The following is a 17462-nucleotide window of genomic DNA, read 5'->3' on the forward strand; positions in this document are numbered from 1 at the left end:
CGATGGCGACTGTCAGAGGTGATGATTGATCAGGCCGTCCGAGTCTGTCAATGCCGGGTTGATCGCGCTCTCTGGGGCCGCGCCGTGAACTCGCTGATCCGGCGCCGACTTCATGAAGTAGTTATGGGGAACGTCATAAAACCAACCACGGTGACAGGGCCAGCACTTCGCGAGCCTAAGCTTGCGTGGGGTCCCGCGTTGATCGCCGAGTCGGCTGTTTGAGACGCTTCGTGTCATGCCCCAGGCGATCTTGCGTACCGAGCGGACCCAGCTGGTCCCGCTGTCCGATGAGCACCTTCAGTATCAGGTCGAGCTCGATGCCGACCCCGAGGTGATGCGTTACCTGGGCGGCGTCCGTACCCGTGAACAGGTGGAGAAGAAGCACCGCGAGACCCTCGCGGAAGCAAACCGGGTCGCGGGCCTCGGGTACTGGGCGGGCTTCGTCGAGGGTGAGTTCGTCGGCTACTGGATTCTGCGGGCGCCGGACTCCGACGGCCAGGAGCCATCTGACGGCCAGGAGCCAGTGGAGGGCCAGGAGTCAGTGGAGGGCCAGGAGTCGGTGGAGGGGCAGGCCGAGCTGGGGTTCCGGTTGCTGCGGCGCCACTGGCGCAAGGGCTTCGCCGGTGAGGGTTCGCGTGAGCTGATACGGCACGGGCTCGAAGACCTCGGGCTGACCCGGATCTTCGCCCAGGCGTCGGCGGCCAACGTCGCCTCCCGGGCGACGATGGCCGCTCTCGGGCTGCACTGCGTCCGTGAATTCCACGCGGACCCCAGTTGGTTCCCGCCGGGCACCGATCTTCGGGCGGTCGAGTACGCGATCACCCGGGAGCAGTGGAGTGCCCGCCGCTGAGGGGGCGGGACCGGCGCGGGAGTGACCCTTCGCTGGCACTGGAGTGATGATCGAAAGCCCTAATTCCGACATGTAGGAAAATAGCGCACTTACGGTGTTACGGTCCGTTGCGATTCGGCCATGCAGGGCCACGGGTGCGACGCGTGCGACGCACGAGTCACACACGCAACGGGTAGAAGCCAGCGGAACCGTGTAGGGGTGCGCGTGAAGGTCGTCTGTGTCGGAGGCGGGCCCGCCGGCCTGTATCTCTCCATCCTGCTGAAGCGGCAGGACCCGTCCACCGAGATCACTGTGTACGAACGCAATCCCGAGGGCTCGACGTACGGCTGGGGCGTCACGTACTGGCGCGGGCTGCTGGACAAGCTGCGCGCGCACGACCCCGAGTCGGCGCGCGCCGTCGAGGAGCATTCGGTCCGCTGGAGCGACGGCGTCGCCCATGTGCGCGACGGCGCCCGGAACCTGACGACGCGCCACCACGGCGACGAGGGATTCGGCATCGGCCGCCACCGGCTCCTGAAGATCCTCGCGGCCCGGGCCAGGGACCTCGGCGTACGGCTGGAGTTCGCCCACGAGATGGCCCCGGGCGCGCTGCCCGGCGACGCCGATCTGGTGGTGGCGGGCGACGGACTGCACAGCGGCCTGCGCACCCGCGACGCCGACCACTTCGGCACCGACGTCACGGCCGGGCGCAACCACTACGCCTGGCTCGGCACCACGAAGGTCTTCGACGCCTTCACCTTCTCCTTCGTGGAGACCGACCACGGCTGGATCTGGTGCTACGCGTACGGCTACGGCGCCGAGGGCAGCACCTGCGTGATCGAGTGCGCGCCCGAGACCTGGGCCGGCCTCGGGCTCGACCGTGCCGACGAGGCGGAGGGGCTCGACCTGCTGGAGCAGCTCTTCGCCGACCTGCTCGACGGCCACCGCCTCATCGGCCGCTCCGCCGGCGACGGCAGGCCCCAGTGGCTGACCTTCCGCACCCTCACCAACCAGCGCTGGTACCGCGACAACGTCGTCCTGCTCGGCGACGCCGCCCACACCACGCACTACTCGATCGGGGCCGGTACGACGCTCGCCCTGGAGGACGCCATGGCGCTCGCCGGAGCGCTGCGCGGGCACGCGTCCCTGCCGGGCGCCCTCGCCGCGTACGAACAGGAGCGCAAGTCCGCCCTCCTGTCGATCCAGAGCGCGGCCCGCTACAGCGCCCAGTGGTACGAGCACCTGCCCCGCTACATCCACCTCCCCCCGCACCGCATGTTCGCCCTCCTCGGCCAGCGCCACTCACCCCTGCTGCCGCACGTCCCGCCCCACCTCTACTACGGCCTCGACAAGGCCGTCGGCCGCCTCAAGGCCCTGCGCCGCCTCAAGCGCTGGCTGGGCCCGAAGATCGCCCGCGCGGCCCACGCCCGGGCGCTGGCCCCTCGGTAGAGGAGGGCCCATTGCGCCGCGTGCCGACGCGACACAATGGGCCCGGCCCCCCCCGTGTGGTGGTGGCCCCGAGTCAGCAGCGAGCGTCGACGGCGCTCAACCGGTCGTTCTGGTGGGCGGCGAGATTGCCCTGACCCCACCCGCCCCATGAGCCCATGTAGCTGCCGCTGTTGTAGTTGCGGTCCTTGTACATCCAGATGGTCGTGGGCGTCCGGTTCCATACCGAGCTGGCCCTGTCCTCGAACGCGCGCGGCACGAGGTGCCGGCCGCAACTGGGCACGACCCACATGCGGGCGGTGGGATCCTCCTCGTTGCCGTAGGAGTGCTGGAAGAAGCATGTGCCCCCGTTGCACTGCTGCCACGCCGCAGCGAGATGGTCCCCTCCGCGGAACTCGTAGAGCCCTTCCACCCCGGGGACCTTGGTGACCCGGGTCTCCTCCGCGTTCACCGCGCTCGCCGTAGTCGGTGCGGCGAGCGCGAGGGCGGCTGTGCCGGCCGTGAGCAGGGCGGCGAACCTCTTGCGCATGTGTGCTTCCCCTCTTCCCCTGAAGGCACCCGGACGGTGCGGCTTCACTGGGCTTCACTGTGGCCCGGCGCGGACTGCCCGGTCTTCAGCAGGGAGCGCACACATCCTTCGCATCCAGCGCATGCGTGAGCCAGCGGCGGCGCGGGTCGACCGGCGCGCGCACACCTGGCGCGGAACGCACCGCGAAGCTGACCGGCAAGCTGCTCGCCGTCGCCCTCGGGTCGGCCGACCATGAGCATGCGGACCCGGCGCCCGGCCGGGGCCGGCGGCCCCGGGGGTGTGCGATGGCGGATACGGACGTGGAGCCGGAGTTGTCCGTCTCCGTCTCCACCAGCAGCGTGAGCGAGCGGGACGGCTTCGCGTGGTTCAGCGCGATGGTCGGCGAGGCGGTCATGCCACTGTCGATCACCAGTGCGTACACCGACAACTTCCGTGGGACGGCGACGTCGCTTCACCTGCCGCAGACCGGGGTCTCCTCGTTCTCCTTCTCACCGGGATCGGCCAGACGAACGCCCGCGCACATCCGGCTCGGCGATCCGGAATGCTATTTCCTCCTCCTCGTGCACGGCAGCCCCATCGGCCTTGAGCAGGGCCGCAACAGCGCTCTGCTCAACGCCGGAGACATGACCCTGTTCGACACGTCCCATCCGCTGGTCTGCGAGTTCGAGGATCACCACCGGCTGTCACGGGTCACCCTGCTCCGGCTCCCCAGGACCACCCTGCCGCTCCCGGCGAACCGGACCGACGGGCTGCTGGGCACCCGGTTGTCGTCCCGGAGCGGAGTGGGCGCTCTGCTCGCCGGATTCCTCGGCGGGCTCAGGGAGAACGCCGAGCGGTGCGACGCGGAAGAGCTCCGGCGCCTGGACGGCGTCGGGGCCGCGCTGGCCGCCACCTTCCTCGCCGGACAGCTGACCGGCCCGCCCGTCGTCCCGGCCGAGACCCGCCGCCAGGCGCTGCTCGCCCGGATCCAGGCGTTCATCGAGCACAACCTCTCCGACCCCGAGCTGGGCCCGACGACCATCGCGGCGCACCACCACATCTCCGTACGCCTGCTGCACCAGCTCTTCCAGAAGCATCCGGAGACCGTGAGCGCCACGATCCGCCGGCTCCGCCTGGAACGCGGGCGCGCCGATCTCGCCGACCGCAGGCTCGGCCACCGCAGCATCGGCGAGACGGCCGCCCGGTGGGGCTTCCGCCACCAGGCGGACTTCGCCCGCGCCTTCCGGCTCGCCTACGGGATGTCTCCCAGCGCGTTCCGCCAGGAGCGGAGGGCGTCGGCGCCGGAACGCGCTCCTGCGTGACGCTGGTGGCACATGCGGCGGGCCGGTGACCGGCCCGCCGCGCCGGCCGTGGCCCCGGTCAGGCAGCCCCGACGCCCCCGGTGCAGGCCGCCCCGGGCTCGGGTGTCTGTGCGCCCTGGACGTACTTGTCCAGGAACTGTTCCACCCGGGGGTCGGACGCCTTGGTGACGTCGAGCTGGCGTCCCCGCGGTGAGCGTGATGGAGCCACGCTGTTCCTTGACCGGGCTCATCAGCGTGTAGGGCGTTCCGCTGACCTTGCCGCTCAGCCGCTCTATGTCACCGGCCGACGCCTTGTCGTTGTACGTGATCCAGACGGCGCCGTGTTCGAGGGAGTGCACGGCGTTCTCCTTGCCGACCGGCTTGTCGTACACGTTGCCCTGGCAGTTCACCCACGCCTGCGCGTGATCGCCGCCGACCGCGGGGGTCATCGGGTAGTCGACCGTCTTGTCCACGTGATTGCGGCCTAGCTTCTTGGCGTCCCAGGTCTTCTCACCCCGGACCGGAGCCGAGGCCGCGGCGTCCTGCTTCTCCTGCTTGTCGTCGTACGACACCAGTGCGTACGAGCCGAACCCGACAAGCCCCGCGACCACGGCGACGCTCGCCGTGATGGTGAAGACGCGATTGCGGCGCTCCCGCGCCTGCTCGGCGCGGCGCATCTCCGCGATACGGGCCTTGCGCTCGGCGGCGGTCGCGGCGCTCCTGCCCTTCTTGGAGGGGCTGTTGGAGGACTTGGACGGCTTGGACGGCCTGGAGGGTCTGGAGGGTCTGGAGGACTTCGAAGTGCTCATGGTTGTGGATGTCCTTGTCCCCGCTGCGCTCGGGCACAGCGGTGGTCGCGGGGTGAGGGAAGGCGGAACGCGCGCCGGTTCTCGTACGCGCGCGGGGCACCCTCAGGTCCGCTGCACCTGAAGGACGTGGAGGTCGGGGGCATGCCGACGCGTGGGGCCCCGGGGCGCCGGCTGGGCGGTGGGGGAGTGCCGGGGCTGTCCGGCGTACTCGTCGGTGACGGGGGCCGGGGGCTCGGGAGCCGGAAGCGTGAGCGCCGCGTGGTGCGTGGCGGCGGCGCAGCGTTCACTGGGCGGGCAGTCGTGGCTGAGAGCTGGTGCCGCTGCCGCTGTTGGTGCCGCTGCTGGTGCTGGTGCTGGTGCCGGGGCTGTTGGCTGTGCGTCGGCGGAGCTCGTGAGGCCCGTCATGGACAGCGCCGGCCCGCGGGCACCCCCGTCCTCGTGGTGCGCCAGGGACCCGAAGCACACGCACAGGACGGCCAGGACCGAGGCCAGGGCACAGGCGAGCACGGCACATCGGCGGACGGCCCGCCCCGCGCCACCCCTCGTGTCCCGCATGCCTAGGGCCATGGCCGCAGATAGTACGTCCACCCCGTCACCGCCCGCCCCGCCGACCCTCGTCCGGCTAAGCGCCGGACCGGTACCGAACCTTCCCGAACGGCCAGTCGGATGCCAGCCAGGCCGCCACGGCCGTACGGAGTGGACCGTCCAGTTCGGCACGGTCCGCACGCACCCACGAGCGGACGTCCGTCACGCCCGCGTCCGCGCGCGACGGGTAGATGTAGACACAGCCGAAGACCTCTCCGGCGTCGTCGAGGACCGCGTACGTGTAGCCGGTCCGCGCCTCGAAGTCGCTTGCGTGGCTCTTCAGGTCACCCAGGTTCTCGGCCAGGGTCATTCCAGCGGCGGGCGGCCAGCTGCGCTCGCGGAAGTCGGGGGTCGCGCGGATGTGGTCGATGCTCGACATCCAGGCGGCGTGGTCGGCGTCGTTGTGCTCCGGGCCGAGGGGCTCCAGGCGGAACCCGTCGGCGGCGAGGGCCCGTGGAACGACAAAGCTATCGGGGACGAATGGCTGCTCAGACATGCCGCGAAGGCTATCGAGCGGGTTGTGCGGCAGGGCAGCGGATTTCGGAGCCGGGCCCGTGCGGGATGCACCTCATCCGCTCCCAGGCGTTCTCCAACCTCTGGATGAAGGCGTACAAGGCACACGACGAGGGCCTCACGGTCGTCCGCGCGATGGGCACCGACGAACTGCACGTCATCGGCGACTGGCGGGCCGTTTTCCCAGAAGGCCGAGGGGTGACCGAGGTGAAGGTCAAGGACACCTACGCGGTCGGCGGCCCCCGCACCGCGGAGGCCGGGGGCAGCGGCTGAGGGCCGCGCGGAGCATGCCTCCGCGCGGCCCTCGAGTTCGGGCGCCCTCAGACGTCCTCGGGCTTGATCCGGCCGCGCCAGGCCCCCGACTCCCGCGCGCGGCGCTCGATGTAGTCCTTGAACCGCTGCATGTCGCCCTTCACCCGGCGGTCGATGATGCCCATGGAGTCGGCGGCCTTCTCGGCCATCCCGCCGGCTTCGACATCCATCACCAGCTCCACCCGCGTGCGGGACTCGTCCAGCGGCTGGAAGCGGACCATGCCCATCTGGCGGATGTCGCCGCTGATGGTGCGCCAGGCGATGCGCTCGTCCGGGAGCTGGTCCACGATCTCGGTGTCGAACTCCCTGCGGACACCGGCGATCTTCGTGGTCCAGTGGTTGCGCCGGTCGTCGAGCTGGACGACTTCCTCCACACCCTCCATGAAGTGCGGGAACTCCTCGAACTGCGTCCACTGGTTGTAGGCAGTGCGAGCGGGAACCTCGACGTCCACCGTCTCCGTGACCGTGCTCATCAGCGTGCCTCCTCTTGGTCCGCGGACGCGGACCTGATCTGTTCTTCGTGCTCGATCGTGTTTGATCGCGTCGTGCCGCACCGGCGATCCCGCGCGGCACAGAGCCCGGGTACCCGAGAACGCGGGAAACGCACCCCGTCCGGAACCCGATCAGCCGAAGGCGTCCCGCAGCGCGGGCAGCAGCGTCTTCTCCGACCACTCCAGGTACGCGTGCTGGGTGTCGCCCCCGACCTGCACCAGGGCGACCTCCGTGAAGCCGGCCTCGACGTAGGGCCGGACGGCGGCGACGAAGGCGTCGGGGTCGTCCCCGCAGGGGATCGACTCGGCGACGTCCTCGCGCGTCACGAACTGGGTGGCGCCGGCGAAGGAGTCCGGATGGGGCAGTTCGGCGTTCACCTTCCAGCCGCCGGCGAACCAGCGGAACTGGTCGTGCGCCCGCGCGACGGCCGCGTCGCGGTCGGTGTCGTAGCAGATGGGCAGCTGTCCGACCCGCGGTTTCCCGGAGCCGCCGTGGCGGTCGAACGCGCTGATCAGTTCCTGCTTGGGCTCGGTGGCGATCACCAGGTCGCCCAGGCGTCCGGCGAGCGCGCAGGACTGTTCGCCGGACACCGCGATGCCGATGGGCGGCGGGTCGTCGGGCAGGTCCCACAGGTGCGCCGAGTCCACGTCGTAGTGCTTGCCGTGGTGCGTGACGTGCCCGCCGTCGAAGAGCGCCCGGATGATGCTTACGGCCTCCTCGAACATCTCGTGGCGTACGTCCACGGCGGGCCAGCCGCGGCCCACCACGTGTTCGTTGAGGTTCTCGCCCGACCCGAGGCCGAGCCGGAACCTGCCCTCGGCGAGGAGCTGGAGCGTCGCGGCCTTCTGGGCCACCACCGCCGGGTGGTAGCGGAAGGTCGGACAGGTCACGTACGTCATCAGCGGGATGCGCGAGGTGGCCTGCGCCGCGGCGCCCAGGACGCTCCAGGCGTACGGGGAGTGGCCCTGCGAGCGCAGCCAGGGAAAGTAGTGGTCGCTGGTCACCGAGAAGTCGAACCCGGCCGCCTCGGCGCCGACCACATGCTCGACGAGCTCCCGGGGCCCGGCCTGCTCGGTCATCATCGTGTATCCGATTTGCACCATGTTGATCGCGTCCCCTGTGTCCGCCGGGACAAACAGGACCTTCGGCCGGATGCCGTAACGCACGCTCCGCCCCGCAGCAGGCAGCGCGATGGGGAGGACGGCCGTGCCGTCCTCCCCACCGTGTCGAACCGACCGCACGTCGAGGCGGGCTCACCACCCGTCGCGTGGGGCCGACTCTCCCGTCAGCCGGGCCACGTGCCCGTCATCCTGCGGGTCGCGGCCGCCCCGCCGCGGTCGACCGCCGCCTTCACCGCGGCGAAGATCGCACCCTGGAGCGTGGCGGCCAGCAGCACTTCACCCCAGGTGCGGTCCTCGTCCGTGGCGTCGGGTGCGTCCTCCTCGTGCCCGAGCCCCTTCCACGCCTGCCGGAACAGCGCGCCGGCCAGCATGCCGCTGACGGCTCCCAGCGCCAGGCCGACCGGCTTGTACGCGATCTTCGCCGCACGCAAGGCTCACTTCTCCTTGCGCCGGAGCACCAGCCACAGCGCGGTCGCGCCGGCGGCGGTGACCAGCAGCAGCATGCGGTTGTTGCGCGCCGCCTCGGCGCCCTGACCCGCCTTCTGCCTCAGCAGTTCGGGCGTCTGCTCCTGGAGTATGTCCCCGGCCTGACTCGCCATCGCCTTGGCCTGGTCCGTGGTGTGGGCGGCCTTGGCCTTCACGTCGGTCGTCGCGGCCGCCAGCGCGTCGACCGTCCGGCCGAGTCCCTGCTTGGTCTCCTCGGCCTGCTTGCGCAGGCCCTCGGGAATGGCCGGGCTCTTCGAGTGGTGCGTCCGCTGGGTCATGGATCTGTACTCCTTCGATCTCGGCCACGTCGGCCGGTGAAACGCTTCGATTCGCTCGGGTGCGTCACCCGGGGTGCATCACCAGCGGTACCAACGACCCCTGCGCCCGCCGTGTCCGGCCGGGCGGACGACGAAGCCGAGCAGCCACGCCACGATGAGGACGGCTGCGACCAGCCACAGGAACTTGACGGCGAAACCCGCGCCGAAGAGCACGAGCGCGAGCAGCAGAACAATCAGCAAAGGAACCATGTCTTGTCCACCTCCGCCGTCCCGAGTGCCCCCGAGCGGCGGTTTCACACGCGGCGCGTACGTCAGCCGGGCGACGGCGAGGTGCGAACGGCCCGGGTGGCTTTCGCGAGCCGGGCCCAGGCGTCCTGGTCGTAGGGGCACCGGGGGCGCAGATTGACGCGTTCGCTCAGGAGCGTGCGGGCGAGGTCGTGGCGGCCGGCGTGCAGTGCCGACTCGACCAGGGTCTTCTGTACGGCGTCCCGCTGGGCGTGGCTGCCGCCGAAGGTGTGGAGACGGTGCCGCAGCGGAAGCAGCAGGTCGACCGCGTCGGCGTGGCGCCGCTGCCCGTAGGCCACCAGGGCCCGGCACACCGGGAGCCCGATCTCGGCGGTCATCGGTACGTTGGAGAGCCCCGGGCGGCCGGAACCGGCGTCCCGCAGCCATGCCTCCCTGTCGCGGATGAGCCGTTCGGCGTCGGACACGCGGCCGGCCCCGACGTGGGCCATGACGGCGTGGACGTCGTTGAAGGCGTAGTAGGCACCGTCGCTCCGCCGGGCCCAGGCGTCGGCGAGGTCGGCCCAGCGATCGCCGGTGTCGGTGCCCGCGAGGTGGAGCCGCCAGAGCAGGGAAGCGGCGTCCAGGAGTTCCATGGCGGCGTCGGCCGAGCCGTCGTGGCGCACGGCGGTGTCGTAGACCGCGAGGACCTTGTCCGTGCGGCCGGTCTCCATGACGTACAGGGCGTAGTGCCACCAGTTGTGCACGTGCAGGTAGTTGTCCGTCGACCAGTCGTCCGCGCGGGCGTCGAGAAAGCGGATGCCGTCCTCGTACCGCCCCTGCATCTCGTAGGCGTGGACGACGGCGTGGATGCCCCAGACGTCGCGCGCGTTGCGTTCGACGGAGGCCAGGCCCGCGTGCTCGGCCGGCGTGTAGTGACCGGCCTCTTCCAGGCCGAACGCGTACATGCCCTGGAGCAGGCCGTAGTGCGGATCGTCCGTGTCCCAGGCGGACAGGGCGCCGCCGATGCGGTCGCGCAGCAGCACGGCGTTGCCGGTGAAGAAGTCGATCTGATGGCCGACGGCGAGGGCGAGAGCGTCTTTGGGGTGGGCCACGACGAGCTCGGCGAGGACGCGGCCCGCCGCGTGCATGTCGCCGTCGAGCCAGCGCGACGCGGCCTCGACGTGCATGCGCTCACGCGGGGTCAGCTCGGCCGCGTGCACGTCCGCGCGGTACGCCTCGAACGCCGTGGCCGCCTCGGCTGCGTCCCGCTCCTCCGTGCCCAACAGGCCGAGGTAGGCCCCGAAGACGTGCCCCATGGCGGAGCGGGGCGAGGCGTCGAGCACCGCTCGGGCCTCCGCCGCGACCTCCTCGCGGAAGAACAGCAGATGGTCGAGCGCGTTCTCGTAGTGCCGGGCGCCGTCGGCGTCGGTGTACGTCATCGTGTGCGCGTGCCGGTCCGTGACCACTGTGTCCTCCCGACGGGTCGCCCTCGTGCCGCAGTGATCTCTGCCCCGCGGCGGGAGGACGGACACCACGGCGCGGCGAACACCGCCCCGCCGCCGCACCGCGGGGACTCAACGGTCCCGTACGTAAAGAAGCAGGAACGAACAGATCCCCGCGCAGCCCGCGACGATGCACACCACCCCGGTGACATCCGTGCCGAACAGCTCCATCAGATGCCGGTCGCCCGCCGCGAGGGCCACGATCTGCCCGGCCACGACGGTCAGGCCCCCGAGGAGGAAGGCGACGAGAAGGACGCGGGTCGCGCCCAGCAGGAACGTACGCAGGAAAGTGGGCACGACGTTGTGCATGGCGGTTCTCCGTTTCCGGACGGGTTCTGTCTCGGGTTCTGTCTCGGGTTCTGTCTCGAGTTCTGTCTCGAGTTCTGTCTCCGGGCGAAACTTCCACTTCCAGGGGGGACGGCCGCCCCGCTCAGCCGGGGATCCACAGCACCCCCACCGCGATCAGGACGCCGAACAGATAGGTCGGCAGCAGGTAATAGAGGGCTACGGGCAGGAAGATGCGGGCCGGGTTGATGTCGGCGATGCCGGCGGCCACGTACAGCGGGGCGGCGCCCGGGGGCGAGCACCCCTCCGAGGAGGCCCACACGATGACCGCCGCGAAGGCCACGTGCGCGGGGATGCCCGAGGCGGTGAGCGCGGCGAACGCGACGGGCCCGACCGCCGCGAGCGTCGAGGTGGTGTTGAGGGGGCCGGCCACGATGACGAGGATCAGGCCCACGACCAGGGCCGCCACCAGGGGCGGCACGCCCTGCAGGTCCTTCAGGTACGGCGCCAGCTGTTCGCCGAGGCCGAGCCGGGCCAGGACCTCGGAGGCCGCGAACGCGGACACCATCGTCACGCCCACCAGACCCAGCTTCGGCCCGATCTCGCCGAGCGTCCGCCACCAGTCGCCCCCGCCGTGCGGCAGCGCCCGCCGTTCCACCAGGAGCCCGGCGATCAGCATCACCACCGGGAGCCACACCAGCAGGGGTACGGCGTCCGTGGCGTCGAGGCCGTCGAGCCGGTCGGTCGCCCAGTCGCTGCCCGGGCCCGTCGTCAGCAGGACCGGTACGGCGACGGCGGCGAGGACGAGCAGCGACGTCCAGCCCGCGCCGAACGACTGCCGCAGGGGCCGGATGTCGTCGGCCGCCATCGTGCCCACGCCCCGCCACCGCACGATCCCGTACGCGACGACGAGCCGCATCGCCACCATCCACGCGCCGGTGACGAACAGCGTGCCGACGACGTCGTGCGACGAGAGCACGGGCACCACCGTCGGCGCGGCGAGCAGCACGAAGAACGCCCCGCTGAACGGGAAGGTCGCGCCGACCCCGGCGTTTCCGGACAGGACGAGCGCGGCCGTCTCGCCGCTGGCCCGCGACCGCTTCATCCACGGAATGGCCAGCGAACCCACGGTGGCGACGATCGCCGCGCCGTTGTGCGCGACGGCGCCGAACAGGCCGGAGGCGACCGTCGCCGCGTACGCGGAGCCGCCCTTGCGGCGGCCGAGGAGCGAGCTGAGGATGTCGATCATCCGGTGCACGAGCCCCGTACGGGTGAGCAGTTCGCTCACGAAGACGAACGCGAGCGCCGCGAACGTGATCTCCGACTTCATGCCCTCGACGAGGCTCTCCCAGGCCACGCGCGGCGCGTCCGTGCCGCCGAAGGCCGCGCTCGCCAGGAACCCCAGGATCATGGCCTCGCCGATGTTCCGCTTGAACGCCACGTTCCACACGATGATGACCCCGATGAACGCCACCAGGGCGAGGATCGCGCTCATCGGCGTGGGTCTTCCAGACCGGCCACGCGGTACGCCTCGCGCGCGGGAGCGGCGGTGAGGTGCCGCAGGAGCGCGGTGGCCTCGGGGTCGCGCGCGGCGTGCGCGCCCAGGGCGACCGACAGGTCCGTGTAGTGCTGGACCTCTTCGGGGAACGGCCCGACCACCCGGGCCTCGGGCACGAAGCGCAGCTCGCTCAGCTGCTGCACGGCCAGGTCCGCCCGGCCGTCCGTCACCGCGAGCGCGGTGAACCCCTTCTCGACCACCGTGGCCCGGGAGTTGACCTCCTCCGCGATGCCGAGCCGCTCCAGGAGCGCCGCGAACGCGACACCGCTCGCCCCCGTACGCGAGTACGCCACCGAGCGCGCGGACGTCAGCGCCCGCACCAGCGCGCGGGTACTGGAGAGGTCCACTGCGGGGGCGCCCGGCGGCACGGCCACGCCGATCCCGACGCGCGCGAGCGGCCGCAGCGAGGAGGCGTCGAGCACGCCGGATGCGGCCAGCTTCTCCAGGCCGCCCGTCACCCCGACCATGACGTCGGGCCGCGCGCCGCCCGCGATCTGCTCAAGGAGGACGTTCGTGGGTTCGTAGACGCCCTCGACGCCGATGCCGGTGGTGCTGGTGAACGCCTCCAGAACCACGTCGTCCAACGCCTTCTTGATGGCGAGCGCGCTGAACAGAGCGACAGCGCCGGGGAGTTGGGGCGCGAGGGCCGCGCGCCGGTCCTCGGTCAGAGGGGTGTGGTCCGTGCCGCGCAGCAGCAGGAAGATCCGCGCTGTCTGCTCCAGCTCCTCGACGGCGTCCAGCGCCGCGTCGAGGCCGGGCGCCGCCACGACCGGCCCGTGGTGCCGCAGCAGCAGCGCCGCGTGCGTACGGGCCTTCTCCTCGGCGACATCGGCCAGTTGGGCGTCTCCGGGCGCGAAGTACGGCAGCAGCGGGAGCCGTCCGACGCGCATCGCGTAGTAGGCGGTGAGCGCGGGCAGCGCGTCGTCCGCGTCGAGGCCGTCGAGACACGACACGGCGGCCGCGTGCGTCGAGTGCGTGTGCACGACGGCCCGGGCGTCGGGGCGTGCGCGCAACACGGCCGCGTGCAGGAACGCCTCCTTCGACGGCGGCGGCCCGTCGAGGTGCGCCCCGTCGGCGTCGATGACGGACAGGTCCTGGGGGAGCACCGTCGCGAGATCGGCGCCGGTGGGGGTGATGAGGACGCTGCCATCGCCGGTGCGCAGCGAGACGTTGCCGGTACGGCCGTGCACGAGGGCACGGGCGGCCAGGGCCCGGGCGCTGGTGACGACGGCTGCGCGGGCGGCCGGGTGGGAGGCGGCAGCGCTCGCGCGTTCTTCTGCCGAGTGGGTCGCGGTCATGAGCGGGCTCCTTGGGTTCGTCCGTGCGGGGAGGGGGAGCGGTCCGGGGGAGGGGCGGAGGCGGTCGCGAGGAAGTCGGCGCCGCCGAAGTTCCCGGACTTGAGCAGGAGGGCGACGCGGGGGGATCGAGGGCACGCCGGGCGCGGCGGCCCGGCCGATCCAGCCGCCGGTGACCCCGAGCGCGGCCACCACGGCGCCCGACGTCTCGCCGCCCGCGGCGATCACGCGCCGGGCGCCGCGTGCCACGAGTCCCGCGGCGATGCGGCCGGTGGCTTCCTCCAGCACGGCAGCGGCACGCTCGGAACCCAACGCCCGCTGAACGGCCCGCAGTTCGTCGGGCGGAACGGAGGAGTGGATCACGGGTGCCCCGTGCGGTGCCTCGGGCGGCAGCGCGTCGTACCAGTCGAGGGCGCGCCCGGCCAGCGCCGCCGGGTCCGGCTCGTCGACGGGGTCGAGCCGGTGCAGCGGACGGCCCAGGGCGCGCAGGGCGTCCAACTGCTCCAGCGTGCGCGCCGAGCAGCTCCCGCACAGGACGGCGGCGGGCCAGGCGTCCAGCGGATCGTCATCGTCGTACGCGTCCGGGGCGCCGCCCGGAACGGCGCGGGCGAGCCCTCCGGCAAGGCCGGCCGCACCCGCGGTCAGCGGCGCGTCGGCGGTGGCGCGGCCGAGGGTGCGCAGGTCGTCCTCGTCGAGCGCGTCGGCCAGCAGATAGCGGACTCCGCGGGCCGTGGCGTCGGCGAGGGCCGCGCGGACCGCGTCGGCGCCCGCGCGCACGGTGTCCCACTCCACGAGCCCGACCGGCCGCTCCGTCTGCGCCCGCAGCAGCCGGGGCAGCGACGAGTCCGTCATCGGCGTCACCGGATGGTGCCGCATGGGCGACTCGGCCAACGGCACGCCGTCGACGAAGAGATGACCCGCGTACTGGGTCCGGCCGTGCTGCGGTGAGCTGGGCGTCAGGAGCACGGCAGGCGCGTCCAGGGCGTCGGCGAGCGCGTCCAGGACCGGGCCGATGTTCCCGTCGGCGGTGGAGTCGAAGGTCGAGCAGAACTTGAAGTAGACCTGCCGCACCCCGTGTCCGCGCAGCCGCCGCAGCGCCTCCAGGGACTGCGCCACCGCGTCGGCGGGGGTGGCCATCCGGCTCTTGAGCGCGACGACCACCGCCTCGTGCGCGCCCGGCGGTTCCACGTCCTCGCCGGGCACACCGAAGTAAAGGACGGTCCGCAGTCCGCTCTTCCGCAGGGCCAGGGCCACATCGGTCGCCCCGGTCACATCGTCGGCGATCACTCCGAGCACGGTGCGCCTCCTTCGGCCGCGGCACCTTGCGACGCCGGTCCCCGGGCGTCTCCCACGGCGGCGCGCAGCACGCGAGCCGCCGCGAGCGGTCCCGCGTGGACGGGCAGCCCCAGGGCCGCGGACAGCGCGTCGGCGTGGGGCGCGAGCGAGTACTGGGCGAGGAGCACGCCGTCCGCGTCGCCGGGATCCGGAGGGACGTCCCCCGGGGCGATCACCCGGCCGACGGCCTCCACCGAGGAGCCCGCGGCCCGTGCGGCGGCGCGGAAGCGCTCCAGCGAATCGCTCAACGCCGCCTCGAAGGAGGCGAGCACGAGAACCCGCCGGTGACCGCCCGCCAGTGCCGCGGCGAAGGCGGCGGAATCGGCCGCCAGGACCGGGACGCCGACGTCCGCGTCGGCACCCTCCACCACCGGCCCGTACAGCGAGCACGTGAGCAACACGCCCCGCGCGCCGCCCTCGACGGCGTACGCGATGAGCCGCCGCATCCGCTCGGCGAGGCCCGGGGTGAGCCCGCCTCGCGCGTCGGCGTCGGTGAGCAGGGCGTCGTCCAGCAGATTCCACGGCTCGGCGTCCGGGAAGGCGTCGGCGAGCCCGGCGACGGCGGGGCCGATCGCCGCCGGGGTGGCGCTGATCAGCGCGACGCGGGGGCGCGGCGGGGCGGTGTTCATGCCGTCACCTCCGCGACCCAGCCGAGCCCGGCCACCGTGCCGCGCGCCGGCCGGTACTCGCACCCGATCCAGCCCTCGTACCCGGCATCGCGCAGGGCGCCGAGGACACGCGGCCAGCGGATCTCGCCGGTGCCCGGCTCGGTGCGGTCGGGCGGATCGGCGATCTGCAGGTGCAGGGCGTACGGCAGGCAGGAGCGCAGGGTCCGGACGAGATCGCCCTCGGTGACCTGGGCGTGGTACAGGTCCAGGAGCAGCCCGGCGCGGTCGCGGCCGACCGCCTCCACGACGGCCGTCGCCCGGGCCTGGGTGCGCAGGAAGTACCCGGGCGCGTCCCGCTCGTTCTGTGCCTCGACGACGATGCGTACGCCGGTGCCGTGCGCGCGGTCGACGGCCCAGGCGATGTTGGTGACGTACGTCGCGAAGGCGCGCTCGGCGCTCACGTCCGGGGGCGTGATCCCGGCCAGCACGTGCAGGAGCCCGGCGCCCAGCTCGGTCGCGTATTCGAGGCCGCGCTCGATCCCGGCGCGGAAGTCCGCGGCTCGCCCCGGATGGCAGGCGAGCCCCGCGCGCTCCGGCGAACCCGGCTGCCCGGCGGGCGAGTTGATGAGCACCTGCCGCAGCCCCGCGGCCCGCAGCAGCGTCCGCAGCCGCGCCGGGGCGTACGGATAGGGATCCGCGTACTCGACACCGGCGAAGCCCGCCTCGGCCGCGGCGTCGAAGCGCCGCTCGAAGTCCAGCTCCGTGAAGAGCCACTTGAGGTTGGCCGCGAGGAGCGGCCCGCCCGGGACCCGCAGCGCGCCCACCGGCGCGGCCCGCGGGGCGCTCACCGGTGCGGCGGACGGTGCGGGCACGCCGTGCCCGCCACGGTCGGTCCCGGCCCCCATCACCGCACCTCCACGCGCGCGGCCGCCCACCCCGGATCGACGAGATGCCCGGGTGCCCGCCCGGACAGGACGTCGACGACCTGGCGGGCCGCCGCCAGACTGGAGCGCGACCTGGCCTCCGCCGTCGCACCGGCGATGTGCCCGGTCACCAGCACGTTGGCGAACGCCCGCAGCCGGGAGTCGGCCGGCAGCGGCTCACGCTCCGTCACATCCAGGGCGGCGCCCGCGAGTTCGCCCGCGGCGATCACGTCCGCGAGGGCCTCCTCGTCGACGATGCCGCCCCGCGCGGTGTTGATCAGATACGCGCCGGGCCGCATCCGGCGCAGCGCGGCCGCGTCGATCAGGTGCCGGGTCGACGCGTCGAGGGCGAGGTGCAGCGTCACGAAGTCGGCCTCGCCGAGCACCCCCTCCAGCGGCAGCGCGGTGACTCCGGTCTCGTCGAGGAACTCTGTGTCCAGGTGCGGATCGTGCCCGACCACGCGCATGCCGAGGGCGAGTCCGAGGCGGGCGACGGTCCGTCCGATCGAGCCGAGCCCGACGACTCCGAGGGTCGCCCCCGCCAACTCCCGCCCGCTGGGCTGCGACCAGCCACCCGCGCGTACGTCGGCGACGCTCTGCGGAATGCCCCGGGCGCAGCTCACCATCAGCCCGAGCACGTGCTCGGCGACCGACTGCCGGTTGGCGCCGGGGGTGTGGGTGACGGCGACGCCGCGCCGGGTGGCGGCCGCGACGTCGACGTTGTCGTATCCGGCGCCGCAGCGGGCTATCACCCGCAGGGCGGGGGATGCCTCGATCACCTCGGCCGTGAACGGGTCGGTCCCCGCCACGATGCCCGCGGCCCCCGCGTCGCCGACGGCCGCGGCCAGGGACCGCTCCGTCGCGCGCCGGTCCGAGGGCCGCGCGAAGACCGTACGGAAACCGGCCTCCCGCAGCAGCCGGTCGACCTCGCCGCCGGGGTCGAGATAGGCCGTGGTCACGAGCACCACGCGCGAGCTGTCATCACGCATCGGGATCCTCCTTGATCCATCGCTATACTATAGCGATGAGCAAAATAGTATAGGATTCGGCC

17 protein-coding genes and 2 pseudogenes are annotated in these 17462 nt (G+C 72.5%); 4 read left to right on the forward strand and 15 right to left on the reverse strand.

The window, feature by feature from the left end; translation table 11 throughout:
• Window positions 1–235: 235 nt before the first annotated feature.
• Both STRAU_RS28560 and STRAU_RS28565 read left to right on the forward strand, forming a co-directional pair.
• Window positions 236–850, forward strand: coding sequence for a GNAT family N-acetyltransferase (locus STRAU_RS28560; protein WP_016643889.1), 615 nt, complete (start codon window positions 236–238; stop codon window positions 848–850).
• A gap of 198 nt (window positions 851–1048) precedes the next feature.
• Complete coding sequence (locus STRAU_RS28565) at window positions 1049–2278, forward strand: FAD-dependent monooxygenase (RefSeq protein WP_037662522.1); 1230 nt, start codon at window positions 1049–1051, stop codon at window positions 2276–2278.
• A gap of 73 nt (window positions 2279–2351) precedes the next feature.
• Here the strand turns inward: STRAU_RS28565 and STRAU_RS28570 are convergent, their stop codons facing one another.
• On the reverse strand, window positions 2352–2804 hold the full coding sequence (locus tag STRAU_RS28570) for a peptidase inhibitor family I36 protein (RefSeq protein WP_016643891.1): 453 nt from the start codon (window positions 2802–2804) through the stop codon (window positions 2352–2354).
• A 125-nt stretch (window positions 2805–2929) separates the two neighbouring features.
• Between STRAU_RS28570 and STRAU_RS28575 the strand changes: the two genes are divergently transcribed.
• Window positions 2930–4105 (forward strand): AraC-like ligand-binding domain-containing protein, encoded by a 1176-nt coding sequence (locus STRAU_RS28575; RefSeq protein ID WP_016643892.1) that lies wholly within the window; start codon window positions 2930–2932, stop codon window positions 4103–4105.
• A gap of 58 nt (window positions 4106–4163) precedes the next feature.
• On the opposite strand, the pseudogene STRAU_RS40690 reads toward STRAU_RS28575, so the two are convergent.
• Window positions 4164–4761, reverse strand: a pseudogene (locus STRAU_RS40690) (DUF3105 domain-containing protein).
• A 754-nt stretch (window positions 4762–5515) separates the two neighbouring features.
• Complete coding sequence (locus tag STRAU_RS28585) at window positions 5516–5974, reverse strand: hypothetical protein (RefSeq protein WP_037662524.1); 459 nt, start codon at window positions 5972–5974, stop codon at window positions 5516–5518.
• Between the two features lie 56 nt (window positions 5975–6030).
• On the opposite strand from STRAU_RS28585, the pseudogene STRAU_RS28590 reads away from it, so the two are divergent.
• Window positions 6031–6264 (forward strand): annotated as a pseudogene (locus tag STRAU_RS28590) (hypothetical protein); the annotation flags it as partial.
• 47 nt (window positions 6265–6311) lie between these two features.
• Here STRAU_RS28590 and STRAU_RS28595 read toward each other — a convergent pair.
• The 12 genes from STRAU_RS28595 to STRAU_RS28650 form a co-directional block, all read right to left on the reverse strand.
• Window positions 6312–6776 carry an SRPBCC family protein gene (locus STRAU_RS28595; RefSeq protein ID WP_016643898.1) on the reverse strand — a complete coding sequence of 155 codons (465 nt, stop codon included), beginning with the start codon at window positions 6774–6776 and terminating at the stop codon, window positions 6312–6314.
• A 150-nt stretch (window positions 6777–6926) separates the two neighbouring features.
• Complete coding sequence (locus STRAU_RS28600) at window positions 6927–7898, reverse strand: LLM class F420-dependent oxidoreductase (RefSeq protein ID WP_037662551.1); 972 nt, start codon at window positions 7896–7898, stop codon at window positions 6927–6929.
• A 182-nt stretch (window positions 7899–8080) separates the two neighbouring features.
• On the reverse strand, window positions 8081–8347 hold the full coding sequence (locus tag STRAU_RS28605) for a DUF4235 domain-containing protein (protein WP_016643901.1): 267 nt from the start codon (window positions 8345–8347) through the stop codon (window positions 8081–8083).
• 3 nt (window positions 8348–8350) lie between these two features.
• Window positions 8351–8680 (reverse strand): DUF3618 domain-containing protein, encoded by a 330-nt coding sequence (locus STRAU_RS28610; protein ID WP_016643902.1) that lies wholly within the window; start codon window positions 8678–8680, stop codon window positions 8351–8353.
• Window positions 8681–8758: 78 nt separating this feature from the next.
• On the reverse strand, window positions 8759–8929 hold the full coding sequence (locus STRAU_RS28615; protein ID WP_016643903.1) for a hypothetical protein: 171 nt from the start codon (window positions 8927–8929) through the stop codon (window positions 8759–8761).
• Window positions 8930–8991: 62 nt separating this feature from the next.
• The gene (locus STRAU_RS28620) at window positions 8992–10344 is read right to left on the reverse strand and encodes a tetratricopeptide repeat protein (protein WP_106968082.1); all 1353 of its coding nucleotides are present in this window, start codon (window positions 10342–10344) and stop codon (window positions 8992–8994) included.
• A gap of 135 nt (window positions 10345–10479) precedes the next feature.
• Window positions 10480–10716, reverse strand: coding sequence for a hypothetical protein (locus tag STRAU_RS28625; protein ID WP_016643905.1), 237 nt, complete (start codon window positions 10714–10716; stop codon window positions 10480–10482).
• Between the two features lie 121 nt (window positions 10717–10837).
• Complete coding sequence (locus STRAU_RS28630) at window positions 10838–12187, reverse strand: TRAP transporter large permease subunit (protein WP_016643906.1); 1350 nt, start codon at window positions 12185–12187, stop codon at window positions 10838–10840.
• Complete coding sequence (otnK, locus tag STRAU_RS43985) at window positions 12184–14841, reverse strand: 3-oxo-tetronate kinase (protein ID WP_016643907.1); 2658 nt, start codon at window positions 14839–14841, stop codon at window positions 12184–12186. The genes STRAU_RS28630 and otnK overlap by 4 nt, the downstream gene beginning before the upstream one ends.
• Window positions 14829–15509 (reverse strand): hypothetical protein, encoded by a 681-nt coding sequence (locus STRAU_RS28640; protein ID WP_016643908.1) that lies wholly within the window; start codon window positions 15507–15509, stop codon window positions 14829–14831. The genes otnK and STRAU_RS28640 overlap by 13 nt, the downstream gene beginning before the upstream one ends.
• Window positions 15506–16393 (reverse strand): hydroxypyruvate isomerase family protein, encoded by an 888-nt coding sequence (locus tag STRAU_RS28645; RefSeq protein ID WP_016643909.1) that lies wholly within the window; start codon window positions 16391–16393, stop codon window positions 15506–15508. Before STRAU_RS28645 ends, STRAU_RS28640 begins: the two co-directional genes overlap by 4 nt.
• Complete coding sequence (locus STRAU_RS28650) at window positions 16393–17400, reverse strand: phosphoglycerate dehydrogenase (protein WP_037662527.1); 1008 nt, start codon at window positions 17398–17400, stop codon at window positions 16393–16395. The genes STRAU_RS28645 and STRAU_RS28650 overlap by 1 nt, the downstream gene beginning before the upstream one ends.
• Window positions 17401–17462: the final 62 nt, after the last annotated feature.

Origin of the sequence: Streptomyces aurantiacus JA 4570 (assembly GCF_000414115.1) — a bacterium.
Lineage (GTDB): Bacteria > Actinomycetota > Actinomycetes > Streptomycetales > Streptomycetaceae > Streptomyces > Streptomyces aurantiacus_A.

What these genes read in the sequence shown, in the direction of transcription:
- STRAU_RS28560 (WP_016643889.1), top strand. Translation starts at nt 236, where the DNA reads ATGCCCCAGGCGATCTTGCGTACCGAGCGGACCCAGCTGGTCCCGCTG.
- STRAU_RS28570 (WP_016643891.1), bottom strand. Translation starts at nt 2,804, where the DNA reads ATGCGCAAGAGGTTCGCCGCCCTGCTCACGGCCGGCACAGCCGCCCTC.
- STRAU_RS28585 (WP_037662524.1), bottom strand. Translation starts at nt 5,974, where the DNA reads ATGTCTGAGCAGCCATTCGTCCCCGATAGCTTTGTCGTTCCACGGGCC.
- STRAU_RS28595 (WP_016643898.1), bottom strand. Translation starts at nt 6,776, where the DNA reads ATGAGCACGGTCACGGAGACGGTGGACGTCGAGGTTCCCGCTCGCACT.
- STRAU_RS28600 (WP_037662551.1), bottom strand. Translation starts at nt 7,898, where the DNA reads ATGGTGCAAATCGGATACACGATGATGACCGAGCAGGCCGGGCCCCGG.
- STRAU_RS28610 (WP_016643902.1), bottom strand. Translation starts at nt 8,680, where the DNA reads ATGACCCAGCGGACGCACCACTCGAAGAGCCCGGCCATTCCCGAGGGC.
- STRAU_RS28615 (WP_016643903.1), bottom strand. Translation starts at nt 8,929, where the DNA reads ATGGTTCCTTTGCTGATTGTTCTGCTGCTCGCGCTCGTGCTCTTCGGC.
- STRAU_RS28620 (WP_106968082.1), bottom strand. Translation starts at nt 10,344, where the DNA reads ATGACGTACACCGACGCCGACGGCGCCCGGCACTACGAGAACGCGCTC.
- STRAU_RS28625 (WP_016643905.1), bottom strand. Translation starts at nt 10,716, where the DNA reads ATGCACAACGTCGTGCCCACTTTCCTGCGTACGTTCCTGCTGGGCGCG.
- STRAU_RS28630 (WP_016643906.1), bottom strand. Translation starts at nt 12,187, where the DNA reads ATGAGCGCGATCCTCGCCCTGGTGGCGTTCATCGGGGTCATCATCGTG.
- STRAU_RS28640 (WP_016643908.1), bottom strand. Translation starts at nt 15,509, where the DNA reads ATGAACACCGCCCCGCCGCGCCCCCGCGTCGCGCTGATCAGCGCCACC.
- STRAU_RS28645 (WP_016643909.1), bottom strand. Translation starts at nt 16,393, where the DNA reads ATGGGGGCCGGGACCGACCGTGGCGGGCACGGCGTGCCCGCACCGTCC.
- STRAU_RS28650 (WP_037662527.1), bottom strand. Translation starts at nt 17,400, where the DNA reads ATGCGTGATGACAGCTCGCGCGTGGTGCTCGTGACCACGGCCTATCTC.